Raw genomic sequence first — 13,662 nt, forward strand, 5'->3', positions numbered from 1 at the left:
TGTGGTTCTACCGGGGAGCAGTTGCGTGGCCCGGTCGGGTTCGCGGTCGAAGCCGGAACGAGGCAGACCGAGGTCGCGCCGGCCAGGAACCAGACGCCCAGCACGACCGGGACAGTGAGTTGCAGTCCGGCGATCGAGCGAACGCTTAAGCCGGCGCCGGCCGACACCTCGGGCATGTTCGACCCCGAGGAGCTGGACCGCATCCGCGAGGCGAAAGCCGAGTGGGAAGACAGCGAGGTCCAGCCGACCGTCGACCGGTTCGGCGAACGCGAGGAGACGTTCACCACCGATACGGAGGGGCACGAGGTAGCTCGGCTGTACACCCCGGCCGACGTCGCCGACTTGGACTACGACGAGGACCTGGGGTTCCCGGGCCAGGAGCCGTACACCCGCGGCGTCTACTCGACGGGGTATCGCGGTCGGCTCTGGACGATGCGTCAGTACGCGGGGATGGGGACCGCCCGCGAGACGAACGAGCGGTTCACATATCTCCTCGAACAGGGCCAGACCGGCCTCTCGATGGCGTTCGATCTCCCGACCCAGATGGGCTACGACTCCGACGACGCCATGGCCGCCGGCGAGGTGGGCAAGACCGGCGTCGCCATCGACTCCCTGCGGGACATGGAGACGGTCTTCGACGGCATCCCGCTGGACGAAGTGTCGACCTCCATGACGATCAACGCCCCCGCGGCGGTGTTGCTGGCGATGTACATCGCCGTCGGCGACCGACAGGGCGTCGACCGCGAGGAACTGCGGGGGACGATCCAGAACGACGTGCTCAAGGAGTACATCGCCCGGAACACGTTCATCTACCCGCCCGAGCCCTCGATGCGGCTCATCACCGACATCTTCGAGTTCTGTGCGGCGGAGGTGCCCAACTTCAACACCATCTCGATCTCGGGGTATCACATCCGCGAGGCCGGCTCGACGGCCGCTCAGGAGATCGCGTTCACGCTGGGCAACGGGCTGGCGTACGTCGAAGCGGCCATCGATGCCGGACTGGCCGTCGACGAGTTCGCGCCGCAACTATCCTTCTTTTTCGCCTCGTACAACAACATCTTCGAGGAGGTCGCGAAGTTCCGGGCCGCTCGTCGGCTCTGGGCCTCGCTGATCGACGAGCGGTACGACCCCGACGATCCGAAGTCCAAACAGCTGAAGTTCCACACCCAGACCGCCGGCTCGACACTGACCGCCCAGCAGATCGAGAACAACGTCGTCCGGGTGGCGTACCAGGCGCTCGCCGCCGTCCTGGGCGGGACCCAGAGCCTCCACACCAACGGGAAAGACGAGGCGATCGGCCTGCCGACCGAGGAGTCGGTGCGGACGGCGCTTCGCACACAGCAGATCCTCGCCCACGAGTCCGGTGCGGCCGACACCATCGATCCGCTGGCCGGCAGTTACTACGTCGAGTCCCTGACCGACGACCTGGAGGCAGACGCCCGCTCGCTCATCGAGGAGGTCGAGGACCGCGGCGGGATGCGCAAGGCCATCGAGAGCCAGTGGGTCCAGCGCCAGATCCAGGATGTCGCCTTCGAACGCCAGCAGGAACAGGAGGCCGGCGACCGGATCATCGTCGGCGTCAACGAGTACGAGGTCGAGGAGGAAGGCGAGCAGGACATCGAGGAGGTCGACGAAGCGCTGGAGGAGGCCCAGAAAGACAACGTCGCCGCTCTGCGGGAGAATCGCGACGACGAGACCGTCGAGACGGCGCTGGCTGCGCTGGACGACGCCGCCCGGAGCGACGAGAACCTCATGCCGTTCCTGATCGACGCGGTCAAGGCCGAGGCCACGACCGGCGAGATCTGTGACGTGCTCCGGGAAGTCTTCGGGGAGTACCAGCCCGGCTCGTCGATGTGAGCCGGTCGACAGTCCGGCTTTATATTCGAACGTCTTTCGGAGATTCGACTTTGGAATCCGAACAGCAACCGCATTGAACGAGACGCTCGTATCGTCAGGTATGGAACGTGACTACCGTCGGGGTGATCGACCGTGACGACGAGCGAGCGTCGACTGGCCGCGGTCGTGGTCCTCATCCTGGGAGCACTGTTCGTCCTGCCCGTGCTCGTGATGAGCTTCGGGATGCTGACCGGCGGGACGATGGGCGGCGGGATGTACGGCGGTGGGATGTGGGGCACCGGGATGCACGGCAGCGGCATGGCCGGGGGCGGCGGTGGCGGCCCCGGCTGGCTGTGGGGACTCGGTCTCGTCGTTCCGGTGTTGTTCGTCGCCGGCGTCGTCGGCCTCGGCTACCTGCTCGTCCGATCGATCGGGACCGACGGGGACGACGATCCCGCCGTCGAACAACTCCGACGGACCTACGCTAGCGGCGAACTGAGCGACGAGGAGTTCGAGCGCCGGCTGGAACGGCTCCGGGAGGAGTGACGATACCGAGAGCGAGCCGGCGGCTCGGAGTTAAATACCGTCCGGACGAACCGCGCCCATGCGCTTCGACCACGCCGGCGTCGCGACCGACGACGCCGCCGCGCTCGCCGATCTGTACGGGGCAGCGTTCGACGCGCCCGTCGCACACGAGGAGACGTTCGACGGGCTCTCGGTGACGTTTCTGGACCTCGGGAACGGCTACTTCGAGCTCCTGGAACCGCTGCCCGATGCAGAGGGGGCCATTCCGCGGTACCTCGACCGCAACGGCCCCGGAATCCACCACTTCGCGCTGGCGACCGACGACATCGAGGCGGCCATCGCGACCGCGGTCGACGCGGGCATCGACCCCATCGACGGGGAGCCACGCCCCGGCGCGTGGGGCCACGAGGTCGCCTTCCTCGACCCAAGGACGACCGGCGGTGTGCTCGTGGAGTTCGTCCAGCACTGAGCTCAGTCGTCGGCGTCGACGAACTGCTCCCAGATCTGCTCGGCCCCTTCGGTCAGCCGGTCCGGAGGCTCGGCGAACCACGCGGCGCCAGTCAGTTCCGACTCGTCGACATCCAGCGATCCCTTCAGATATTCGGCCTGGAAGTAGACATCCAGCGTGTGGACCGAGCCGTCGGCGTCGGTGTCGGGGTAGTACTTGCGGTGGAACACCGCTTCGACGCCGGTGATCGTACATCTGATACCGGTCTGCTCGTGGACGCGACGGACGGTCGTCTCCTGCAAGGACTCGTACTGGCCCCCCTTCCCGTCGCCGGGGAGCGCCCACAGGTCGGCGCCGCGGCCCAGCACCATCAGGACCCGGTCGCGGGTGTCGTGAGCGGCCTGTTCCGGGATGTTCTCGCTCAGGTCCGGCAGCGACTCGCCGTCGCGGGTGACGAAGACGACGCTGTTGCCGTCGTAACCGGTCCCGTTCGTCGCCGAGTAGACCTCAGTGTACTCCTCGGGAGAGAGTTCGAACGTCTCCTCGGTGACCGGAACGTCGCCGTAGGACGCCTCCAGCCGATCGATCCGCCCCTTGACGTTCTGTTCGTTGACCTTGTCGGCGATGTCGACATCGGTCTCCTCGGGCTCGGGAACCGCCATCGACTCCAGTTCCTCGCGCGTCTCCTCGTCGACCTCGTCCCAGTTGATCGTGAACCCGCCGCCACCCGCCCCCTGTGTCTCGTCTTCCTCTGTCATACCTGGGAGGTACCCGCCGAGGCGGATAAACGACGCGGTGGCAGTCCGGCACTCCCGACGAGGAGTGCCCACACTCTCACTCAGCCAACCGGGCGTCCTCGATCCGGAGCGTTCCCCGCGTGCCGTCCCACTCGGTGTCGTACTCCAGTTCGATCCGCCGATCCATGTGAGGCCCATCTGTCACCAGCGTCTCGAACTCCCCGCCTTCGCCGAGGATGTGGACGCCGTACTCGTCGTTGAGCGACTCCAGTTCGTCCAGGGCATCGGTGTCGAGCGTCCGACCGAGCCAGGACTCGTCCAGCCCGTAGGCGGCCACACGGATGATCCGGACCTCGAAGCCGGCGTCGAGCATCGCCTCCGCCAGCGTTCTGGGGTCTTCCTGCCACAGCGGGGCGAACACCTGCGCTTCGAGCCGTTCGGCCATGGCTTCGATGCGCGTGGTCTGGTACTCGCTCTCGACTGCGCCGGCGGTAACTCCCTTGATACCGCCGTCGAGGTCCGAATCGAGGTCGCGTAGCGCGGCCTCCAGCGGTTCGAGTTCCTCGTCGCCCTGGACGCCGGCGTCGGGAACGTCGTCGGCGCCGAAGTCGTCGGGTTCGACCTCCAGCAACGGAATCCCGATGCTCTCGGCTGCCAGGCTCGCCAGGCGGGTCGCCGGGACGTGGTACATGTACGAGTCGCCCTCGGGGTGGACCGTCACGAGTCGCTCGACCGAGTAGCCGCGTTCGAGCGCCCGGTACAGCGCCCACGAGGAGTCCTTGCCGCCGGAGAACAGCGAGACCCACGCGCCGTCTGTCATGCCAGCGGGTAGCCGGCGACGGTGTAAATCGCTGTCTATTCCGCCAGTTCGCTCTCGATGTCGGTCCGGCTGACGTAGGCCGCCACCCGGACACCGAGCAGGCTGATGAGGATGCCCGCGAGGATGAACACCGCCAACCGGGTCCCGGCCTCCATCGTGAACCCCTGGACGACGACCACGCCGAGGTCCGTTCTGGCGACGCGGAAGGCGTCGAAGACGCCGCCCCGTTCGAGGAAGTACGCGGAGAACCCGCGGACGACGAGACCGACGGCGACCGCGCCGAAGGGGAGGTTGACGTAGGCACTGCGGATCCCCTCACGCTGGATCAGTTCGTCCAGCAGCCGGCCGAGCGAGGCCGCCAGCGCGGCCGCGGTGAGCCAGGGGACGCTGTCGAAGGCAAACCGGTTGACCAGGACGAACGTCGCGGGGTTCTGGATGTCTGAGACGCCCAGCGCGCCGGCGAACAGCCCGACGAGCGAGAGCCCCACGGCGACGACGTAGGTCACCAGTGACACCTGCCCCGAGTACAGCGCCTCGCGGATCTCGCTGGGGAGCCGCGAGAGGTAGGCGTCGATCCCCAGCCCTTTGTAGATGAGGAACACGCCGACGGCGGCCGCGATGGCGCCGATAGCGATGGTCGTGCTGTTGGCGACGACCAGCAGGATCGGAAACGCGACCATCGCCAGACCCAGTGGGACCAGCACCGTCTTCCGGAGTTCCTCGTCGGCGAGGAACTGCTTGAGCAGGTAGTAGGTCGACTCGATATCGCGGGCCTGCCGGACGACGACTCGGTCGACGGCGTCGACCTGGACGCGGCTCTCGATGATGGGAACCAGTTGCTCGTCGTCGGCGCTGTCGACGACGACGATGGCGGAGTCCGGGTCGTGTGTCTCGACGAGGTCTTCGACCTGTGTGGCGATGTGTCGGTCGGTCCCGACACTGTCGGTACCGCCGCCGACGACGGCCAGCAGGGGGTCGCTGCCCTCTGCGTCCAGTTCGTCGGCGACACGGAGCCCCTCTAGCAGGCAGTTCACTCGACTGTCCTCGGGGTCGACGACACCGGTTTCGGTGATGAGCGGCTCGACGGCTGACCGGCCGACGACCGGGTACGCCGTCGAGACGGGGCTGTCCCGATCGATACACACCACCAGCGTTGTCACACCCTGCCAGAGACGCCCGCGAAACAAAAAACCCTCGCGGTCACCGACGGAAGGAGACGCCGTCGACCTCCCCCTCCGCGTCGAACGCGCTCGCGACGCCGGCCCCCAGCGCGAACGCGACCCGGGCGGCGCCACCGCGGAGCATCCCGGTGATCCCTCGTTCGGGCGTGAACTCCCGGACGGTCGTCTCCTCGCCGAGCCGATCGCCGAGGGACGCCTCGACTTCCCGGCGGGTCCCGATCTCGTCGACGAGACCCCGGTCGGCGGCGTCCTCGCCCAGGAAGATCCGCGCCTCCGTCTCTCGCAGCGTCTCGCTGTCCATCTCGCGCCCCTCGGCGACGGTCTCGACGAACTGATCGTAGTAGTCGTCGACGATCCCCTGGAGGTACTCCCGTTCGTCCTCCGTGAGTTCTTTCAGCGGCGTCCCGGCGTCCTTGTACTCGCCGGCGGTGAACTGCTCGTAGGAGAGCCCCGCCCGATCGGCGAGGTCCTTCGCGTTGACACGGGAGCCGATGACGCCGATCGAGCCGACGATCGACCCCTCGCGGGCCCACAGTTCGTCACACCCGGCCGCGATGTCGTAGCCGCCGCTGGCACAGACATCCGTCGCGTAAGCGACCGTCGGGCCGTCGAACCGTTCGGCCGCCAGCCGGATGTCCTCGCTGGGGACGATCTGGCCCCCGGGTGTGTTCAGCTTCACCAGAAGCGCCCGAGCGCCCTTGTCCTCGTCGGCCCGTTCGATCTGATCGACGATGTCGTCGGCGCTGGCGCTGGTGGGCGGGGTCGTGAGCCCGCCACCGCCGTCGCGGGTGATCGGCCCCTCGACGGCGACCTCGGCGACGTTGTAGGAGGGAAACAGCGCCTCGCCGACGTTCCCCGCGACCCGCAGCGCGCCGAGAACCGTCGCGATCACCAGGAGGACACCGAGCAGGTCCGCCAGGTCCACCGAGAACCGGAGGAAGAGGAGCCAGCCGAGGACGGTCGCGACGACGGCCGCGACGAGTGCGATCCCGAGCCGTGCGAGTCCCGCTGTCGAGACCATTACTGGTACATCCCCAGCGGCCGCGCGCTCGTGCTGTCGTCCCCGGACTCCTGGAGCTGTTCGGCCAGCCGCTGTTTGGCCGTCGCGATCTGGTCGGCCTGTTCGACGAGCGCCTCGGTGTCGATCTCGACATCGCCGAGCGGCCCGATGGCAGTCTGGAGGAGCGCGCGTGCCGCCGCCGGGTCCGGGAACTGCTGGTCGGCCTCGACGACGAGCCCGACGCCGGTCAGCCCGGTCCGCTGGGCCTCGTGGATGAGCGCCCCCGTCGGACCGGTGACCGCGCCGGCCTCGCTCGGGAGCGCGATGTCGGCGTCCTCCAGCATTGCGGCGCCGTCGCCGGTCGCGATCCCGTACACCGCCGGGGGCTCCTCGTCCTGATCGGCCGGCATCCCGCTGAGGAACAGCGGCGTCACGTCGTTGGCGGCGAACCAACTGACGAGACAGCCGGCGAACTCCGTCGCACCCGACGGCGAGACGGGGGCGTCGCTCTGGAGGACGAGCAGGTCCCGCTCGGGGTCGGCGTAGATGCGAACGGGCGGTCGAACGGTGGGGTCGCCCTCCGCGTAGACGGCGATCTCCGGCAGGCCGTCACAGTGACAGGACGCGTAGTACTCCATATCGTAGCTGTCGACGAGGTGGTCGGCGGCGATCTTCCCGACGAGGCCGAGTCCGGGGAGCCCCTCGACCAGTGTCGGCTCGTCGAGGGCGATGTCCTCCCGGTGTACCTGTACGTGTGCCATACTCGACGGGACGGCTGCCGTCGGCTTGAAAGCCGGGGCTACCCGGGCGCCGGCCTTCGAAACCCACAAGCGACCCCCCGGCGAATCCGGGAGCAATGGAACAACTGGAACGGTACCGCGCTATCGTCGACGACTTCGCGGCGTTCCGTGCGGCCTGTGACCGCCCGCTCCCGTCGGCGGTCAGAGTCAACACGATCAAAGCGACCGTCGAACAGGTTCGGGTCGCCCTCGACGACGCGGGCATCGCCGCCGAGCCGGTCGGTTGGCACGACGGCCTGTTCGTCCTCCCCGAACAGTCGGCCGGTGCGAACTGGCCGTACTTCCACGGCTGGACCCACGGCCAGGAGGAAGTCTCGGCGATCCCGGCGACGGTCCTCGATCCGCAGCCGGGCGAGCGGGTCTGGGACGCCTGTGCTGCACCCGGGAGCAAGACGACCCAGCTGGCGGCGCTGATGGACGACCGCGGCGAGGTGGTCGCGACCGACAACAACCTCGGGCGGATCTCCGCACTGCGGACCAACACCGAGCGGCTCGGCGCGACGAGCGTCGCCGTCACCCACGAGGACGGCCGCAACCACTCGCTGAAACCGTTCGGCGGCGCCGGCTACGACCGCGCGCTCGTCGACGTGCCCTGCTCCTGTGAGGGGACCATCAGGAAGAACCCCGACGCGCTGGCGGACTGGTCGCTCTCCCACGTCGAGGGCGTCGCCGGCGTCCAGAAGGGGATCCTGGCCCGTGCCGTCCAGGTCACCGAACCCGGCGGGACCGTCGTCTACTCGACCTGTACGTTCGCCCCAGAGGAGAACGAGGCGGTTCTGGACCACGTCCTGGCGGCCGAGGACTGCGAACTCGTCGACTACGACCTCCCGCTGACCCACCGCGACGGCGTCACCGAGTGGGACGGGGAGTCGTTCGACCCCGCCGTCGAGCGCGCCAAGCGGATCTACCCCCACCACAACGACACGGGCGGGTTCTTCTGTGCGAAACTGGAGGTGACGGGATGAGCAACGACAGCACGAAGTTCACACGACTGCCGGCGACAGACGCCGAGCGGGACGACCCCGAGCGAGCCACGCGACGGGAAGTCCTGGAGTTCTGGACCGAACGCTTCGGCGTCCCCGCCGAAACCTTCGCCGACCACACCTTCTGGGAGCGCGGGGCCGGCAAGATCTGGCTCTCTCGGGGCGACCCGCCCTCGCCGGCCGACATCGAGGGGCTGGGGATGACGGTCCTCCGGACGCGCCAGGAACACTGGAAGCCGACACTGGAGGCGGTCCAGCGGTTCGGCGACGACGCCACCGAGAACGTGCTCCATCTCGATCGGTCGCAAGCGACGACGTTCGTCGCCGGCGACGACCAGGAACTCGACTGGGACGGCGACTGGGGCTACCTGATCGTCACGCACGACCTAGCCGGCGAGGCCGAACCGGTCGGTGTCGGGCTCTACGTCTACGGCGAACTCCGGTCGCAGGTTCCGAAGGGGCGCCGCCGGGACCTCTGATCAGGTCTGGCGATCCTGAACCGGGAACGCGACCTCGACGGTCGCCTTGTATTCGGTGATCGCGCCGTCGGTGACGGTCGCGGTCCAGTCTTCGACCTCGACGCCGTGGATGTCGTCGATCGTCTCGTTGGCGCGCTCGACGGCCTCCGTCGCCGCGGCCTCCCAGGAGTCTGTCGACGTGCCGAGTATCTTGATGATCTTGATCGCTGTCATCGACCCAGCGTACCCGGTGTCCGGTGTTAGGAATGGGCCCACTAGTCGGTCGGTCCGACGGCGGTAAGCTCCCAGTAGCGATACCATACCCTTTTCAACGAATACGGGACCAGCGGACCCGTGCGCTGACTGTCGCCGCGGTGCCGTCAGCCGTCGTGTCCCCATCGGTACCGCGGGAGAGCAGGGGGACCTGTCAGCCCGTCTCACGTTCACGGACCGTCCCACCACTCAGTCCGTCCCACTCGATACGGTATCCCAGCCGCGAGAGGACGGCGCTATCGTCGTCGATCCCGTGCTCGTCCAGCAGTTCCTGAACGTCGGCGAGTGTCTGTCCCGCCTCGATCCGCTCACCCAGGTCGTCAAGGACCGCGGGCCGGACGAGGGTCCGCCCGACCAGTTCGTGCGCCGGGAACGGCTTGTCTTCGATAGCGTCCTCGCTGACACCGTGCTCGGCTGCCAGGGCCGCAAGCGAGACCACGTCGTCGTCCGGTTCCAGCGACGCAGGGAGCGACTCGGCGCTCTCGGCGACCAGTTCCGCCTCGAACGGCCGGAGCGCGTCTCGAACGTCCTTCACGCGGACCGTCCCGCTGTAGGGGATCGCCCGGTGGTCCCGCGCCTCGATCGCGTCGCCGACGCCCAGCGAGTCGTCGACCGCCACGATCAGTGTCACGTCCTCGACCGTTGCGAGGCGCGACAGCTTCTTCTCGACGTACTCGGGCGTCCAGAACCCCATGATCTCGAAGTACACCCGGAACGCCGAGCCGTCGGCGGGGGTCTTTCGAACCCCGCTGTCGTGACCGGGCCGCCAGTCGAACGCGAAATCGGGGACGACGACGTGTTCGCCGGCCGCCAGTGGCTCCGGCTCCCGGATCAGTTCCCAGTCCAGGTCCAGCGCCGCGAACCGGGCGGCGAACGCCGCCTCGACGCCGCTGTCGTACGTGACTTCGCCGATGGGGTCGACCTCGGGGACGTGTACGTCGGCCTCCGAGAGGTGGAGCTTCCGCTCCGTGCCGCGGTCGTCGATCGTGGCCGTCAGCTCCCACTCGGATGCCCTGGCGACCGTCCGCAAGAGTCGTGCGAAGCGTGTCCCGTACCGGCGCGTGTTCGAGAACAGGGCGTCGGGACCGGTGACGACCACTTCCCGGCCACTGGCCGTCGAAACGATCTCGTACAGCAACTGGAGGCGCTTGACCGTCGAGACGAGCGTCGCCGGGTCCGACGAGCGGACGCGGACCTCGGTGGCGTCGAACAGCGCCGTCTGTGCCAGCGAGAGGTTGTACTGCGTTCCGAGTTCGTCGGGTCCCCAGCGGGGATCGAACGCCGTCATGATCTGTCGGCTGTCCCGGTCCGCGTAGAGCGCCCCGTCGAGTGCCGACGGAGCGACGCCGAAGTGATCGCTGGCCGTCTCCAGAGCGGTCCCTCGCTCCGTCTCGTCAACGACACCGACGGCTTCGGCGGCTTCGAACACCCGACGGCGCGCCCGACGTGGCTGGACCGGCGCCCGTGTCTCGAAAGTCGCGTCCCGCTCGAGGAGCTTCGCGAACCCACGCACCAGCTTGAAGTCGTCGGCCTCCCGTTCCAGATCGGTCAGCGCCGCGTCCAGGTCGCCCCTCGTCTCCCCGACGTGGCCCTGGTAGACACCGAGGACCCGCGCCGCGAGGTCCGTGGTACTCGCGTCGACGAACTGCGGATGGTAGCCGCCACCCGCCCGGGAGACCCGGAGGAGCTCCTTCGTCAGCACGGGCGTACCGACGGGGCCGCCACACTAATCAGCTCCGTCTCCTGTGGCCGCTCAACCGGCTCATCGCCGCCGAGCGGCGACGTTCTCCTCGGCCGTCTCCGCCGTGACGAGTTCGTACAGTAGCGCACGGGAGCCGTCGGGGGTCGGTCTGAGGATCCGGCCCAGTCGTTGGGTGAACTCCCGTTCGGAGCCGCTTCCCGAGAGGACGACGGCGACGTTCGCGTCGGGCACGTCGACGCCCTCGTCGAGGACGTTCGCCGTGACGATCCGGGAGTAGTCGCCTTCCCGGAATCGCTGGAGGATCTCGCGGCGCTCGCTGGCCCCCGTCTCGTGGGTTATCGCGGGTATCAGGAACCGTTCGGAGAGCCGGTAGACCAGATCTGTGTAGGCCGTAAAGACAATGATCCGGTCGTCCCGATGGCGGTCGAGGATCGTCGCGAGGCGGTCGACCTTCCGTTCGGCGTTCATCATCACCTCGCGGGCTCGCTGCTTGGCGAGCAGCGCCTCCCGGGCCCGCGGGTCGGTCCCCGACCGTTTGACGAGGTCCTGGTAGTCACTTCCCGACTCCATGCGGATGCCCGACTGGACGAGGTAGTCGGTAAACGTCGACTGTGCGGCCTCGTAGCGCTCCCGCTCGGCCGGCGTCAGCGACACCTCGATCCGCTTGATGTCGTAGTCCGCGAGGTGCTCGCCCGCCAGGTCGTCGACGGCGACGCGGTGGACGACCGGCCCGACGAGGGCTTCGATCAGCTCGTGTGCGCCGTCTGGCCGCTCGAACGTCGCGGTCAGCCCCAGTCTGGCCGGTGCGGCGAGGAGTCGTGCGATGTCCCGGTACCCCTCCCCGCCGAGATGGTGGACCTCGTCGAAGACGACGAGGCCGAACCGATCGCCGATCTCGTCGGCCCTGAGATACGCCGAATCGTAGGTCGCGACCGTGACGGCTTCGAGGCGTTGCTCGCCGCCGCCGAGCCGGCCGATCGGGAGGTCGAACTCCCGGTCGAGTTCCCGTTGCCACTGGTCCAGCAGGTCGATCGTCGGGACGACCACGAGCGCCGGCGTCTCCAGCGCGACCATGGCGGCGATGCCGATGACCGTCTTCCCGCTCCCGGTCGGGAGTTCGAGACAGCCCCGCTCGCCGGCGTCGCGCCAGGCCGCAAGCGCCGTCTGCTGGTACCCCCGGAGGTCGTACGTCGTCGAGAGCGACAGCGCTGCGAGCGACAGCACGTCGTCCGTGTACTCGACGCCGCGCTCGTCGAGCGCCCGGCGGAGGGCGGCGTACTGGTACGCTGGCGCGCGACTGCTCTTGGATCGTGCGTCGGCTTCGACGCCCGGGAGCCCGTCGGGAACCGTCCCCTGGAGACGGACTGTCCCGCTCTCGTAACGGAGGGTGAGCGACACGGCGGTAGCTCCGTGAGGCGGGGGCTTGAACGCTGTGGCGTCGAAGCGTGTCCACGGAGCAACACGTATCTGTGACGGGGGCCAACGAAACACATGGCCCACTGGGTGGACCCGGACGAGACCGATCCGCAAGCCTGGCAGGGACGCGGTACCGGTGAGCCGGCGCGTGGCGGTACCGACTGCCTCTCGGTGATCGAACGCGCCCGCCGGACTTCCCTGCCCTACCAGCACGAGGCCGATGTCCACCACACCGACGCGGTCGCGGCGCAGTTCCAGAGCAGAGCGTACACCGACGCGAGAGTGGTCTACAATAGCGGGCTCGACGTAGAACGGCGGATCAAGCTTCTCACGAGGGGCGTGCTCTGGGGCGGGGCAGAGACGAACCAGCGGTTCAAGGCACAGTATCGGCGGGCCGGACCGCCGACGGAATCGGTCCCGTTCGGAGAGTACACCGTCTGGTCCCGGTTCCAGTACGGGACGATCAAACGGGGTGACAGCGGTGTCACCTTCGCCCCGGACGACAGCGAGCCGGAAGAGGAGGTTCGGACGCTCCCCTGGGACGAACTCTACGACCCGGTCAAGTACCGCCTCGTCGAACTCGAACTCGTCCGGAACCCCTCGTTCGCCAGGTACCGCTTGCAGGAACTCGGCGAGTGGGACGCGTTCGAGACACAGCTGCGCTACGACATCGGCGCGTTCGCGTTCGAGCCCTGAGTAGGGTCACGCTACTCGGCGAGTGGCGTCGCGAGCTACCGGCTCGTCGGACGGAGCTTTTCTGAATTCTTTTACCTGCTCGCGCCGTTTGTCCATCCATGACCGAGCAGGACGCTGCCGAGGACGAGACGGGACCCGAGAACGGATCGGGTAACGCGGCCGACATCGACCTCGAAGAGGCCCCTGACGGGGTCGAAACGGACGAGATCGATCTGGAGGATGTCGTCGGCGACACCGACCCCGCCGGCGAACTCGTCGAACGCGTGTCCGATGCCGACGACGAGGACATCGCCCGCGAACTGGCGGCGTTACGAGCCCGCACGGAGCGGCTGGAGACCGAAACCGAGTCGCTGGCGGCCGAACGGGACGAACTGGAGTCGAAGCTCAAGCGAAAGCAGGCCGACTTCAAGAACTTCAAAAAGCGGATGGAGAAGCGCCAGGAGGAAGCACAACAGCGAGCGACCGAGGACCTCGTGACCCGCCTGTTCGACGTTCGGGACAACCTCAAGCGAGCGCTCGAACAGGACGAGGACGCCGACATCCGAGACGGTGTCGAGGCGACGCTGCGGCAGTTCGACGACGTGCTCGACGCCGAGGGTGTCGAGGTCATCGATCCCGAACCGGGTCAGGAGGTCGATCCGACACAGCATCAGGTACTCGCTCGCGTCGAGAGCGACGAAGAAGCCGGCGCGATCGCCGACGTACACCGGCCAGGCTACGAGATGGCAGAGAAGGTGCTGCGTGAGGCGCAGGTTACCGTTAGCGAGGAGTAGGAGACGGTGACCGA

General features: G+C 68.0%; 15 protein-coding genes. 7 read left to right on the plus strand and 8 right to left on the minus strand.

Annotated elements, in window-relative coordinates; translation table 11 throughout:
* Positions 1–174 precede the first annotated feature (174 nt).
* The 3 genes from P1L40_RS02245 (at position 175) to mce (ending at position 2,830) form a co-directional block, all read left to right on the plus strand.
* Positions 175–1,857: an acyl-CoA mutase large subunit family protein gene (locus P1L40_RS02245; protein ID WP_284009687.1), complete on the plus strand. Its 1,683-nt coding sequence runs from the start codon at positions 175–177 to the stop codon at positions 1,855–1,857.
* Between the two features lie 132 nt (positions 1,858–1,989).
* Entirely contained in the window at positions 1,990–2,382 is a 393-nt protein-coding gene (locus P1L40_RS02250; protein WP_284009688.1) for an SHOCT domain-containing protein, read from the plus strand.
* Positions 2,383–2,440: 58 nt separating this feature from the next.
* Positions 2,441–2,830, plus strand: coding sequence for a methylmalonyl-CoA epimerase (gene mce, locus P1L40_RS02255; protein ID WP_284009689.1), 390 nt, complete (start codon positions 2,441–2,443; stop codon positions 2,828–2,830).
* 2 nt (positions 2,831–2,832) lie between these two features.
* Here the strand turns inward: mce and P1L40_RS02260 are convergent, their stop codons facing one another.
* From P1L40_RS02260 to P1L40_RS02280, 5 genes are all read right to left on the minus strand, one after another.
* Complete coding sequence (locus P1L40_RS02260) at positions 2,833–3,471, minus strand: NUDIX hydrolase (protein ID WP_284011099.1); 639 nt, start codon at positions 3,469–3,471, stop codon at positions 2,833–2,835.
* Positions 3,472–3,643: 172 nt separating this feature from the next.
* Positions 3,644–4,366: a diphthine--ammonia ligase gene (locus P1L40_RS02265; protein WP_284009690.1), complete on the minus strand. Its 723-nt coding sequence runs from the start codon at positions 4,364–4,366 to the stop codon at positions 3,644–3,646.
* 35 nt (positions 4,367–4,401) lie between these two features.
* A complete protein-coding gene (locus P1L40_RS02270) occupies positions 4,402–5,526 on the minus strand; it encodes a DUF373 family protein (protein WP_284009691.1) in 1,125 nt (374 codons plus the stop codon).
* Positions 5,527–5,566: 40 nt separating this feature from the next.
* Positions 5,567–6,568 (minus strand): signal peptide peptidase SppA, encoded by a 1,002-nt coding sequence (sppA, locus tag P1L40_RS02275; RefSeq protein WP_284009692.1) that lies wholly within the window; start codon positions 6,566–6,568, stop codon positions 5,567–5,569.
* Complete coding sequence (locus P1L40_RS02280) at positions 6,568–7,308, minus strand: proteasome assembly chaperone family protein (RefSeq protein ID WP_284009693.1); 741 nt, start codon at positions 7,306–7,308, stop codon at positions 6,568–6,570. Before P1L40_RS02280 ends, sppA begins: the two co-directional genes overlap by 1 nt.
* 95 nt (positions 7,309–7,403) lie before the next feature.
* Here P1L40_RS02280 and P1L40_RS02285 point away from each other — a divergent pair, with 95 nt between their 5' ends.
* Positions 7,404–8,312, plus strand: a complete 909-nt coding sequence (locus tag P1L40_RS02285) for an RsmB/NOP family class I SAM-dependent RNA methyltransferase (RefSeq protein WP_284009694.1) — start codon at positions 7,404–7,406, stop codon at positions 8,310–8,312.
* Positions 8,309–8,809, plus strand: a complete 501-nt coding sequence (locus P1L40_RS02290) for a DUF7122 family protein (RefSeq protein WP_284009695.1) — start codon at positions 8,309–8,311, stop codon at positions 8,807–8,809. The genes P1L40_RS02285 and P1L40_RS02290 overlap by 4 nt, the downstream gene beginning before the upstream one ends.
* On the opposite strand, the gene P1L40_RS02295 is transcribed toward P1L40_RS02290, so the two are convergent.
* The 3 genes from P1L40_RS02295 to P1L40_RS02305 form a co-directional block, all read right to left on the minus strand.
* Positions 8,810–9,022 (minus strand): dodecin family protein, encoded by a 213-nt coding sequence (locus P1L40_RS02295; RefSeq protein WP_284009696.1) that lies wholly within the window; start codon positions 9,020–9,022, stop codon positions 8,810–8,812.
* 193 nt (positions 9,023–9,215) lie between these two features.
* Positions 9,216–10,763 carry a DUF790 family protein gene (locus tag P1L40_RS02300; protein ID WP_284009697.1) on the minus strand — a complete coding sequence of 516 codons (1,548 nt, stop codon included), beginning with the start codon at positions 10,761–10,763 and terminating at the stop codon, positions 9,216–9,218.
* Between the two features lie 60 nt (positions 10,764–10,823).
* On the minus strand, positions 10,824–12,161 hold the full coding sequence (locus P1L40_RS02305; RefSeq protein ID WP_284009698.1) for a DEAD/DEAH box helicase family protein: 1,338 nt from the start codon (positions 12,159–12,161) through the stop codon (positions 10,824–10,826).
* Positions 12,162–12,254: 93 nt separating this feature from the next.
* On the opposite strand from P1L40_RS02305, the gene P1L40_RS02310 reads away from it, so the two are divergent.
* Positions 12,255–12,875: a hypothetical protein gene (locus P1L40_RS02310; RefSeq protein WP_284009699.1), complete on the plus strand. Its 621-nt coding sequence runs from the start codon at positions 12,255–12,257 to the stop codon at positions 12,873–12,875.
* A 98-nt stretch (positions 12,876–12,973) separates the two neighbouring features.
* Entirely contained in the window at positions 12,974–13,648 is a 675-nt protein-coding gene (locus P1L40_RS02315) for a nucleotide exchange factor GrpE (RefSeq protein WP_284009700.1), read from the plus strand.
* Positions 13,649–13,662: the final 14 nt, after the last annotated feature.

Origin of the sequence: Haloarcula pelagica (assembly GCF_030127105.1) — an archaeon.
Lineage (GTDB): Archaea > Halobacteriota > Halobacteria > Halobacteriales > Haloarculaceae > Haloarcula > Haloarcula pelagica.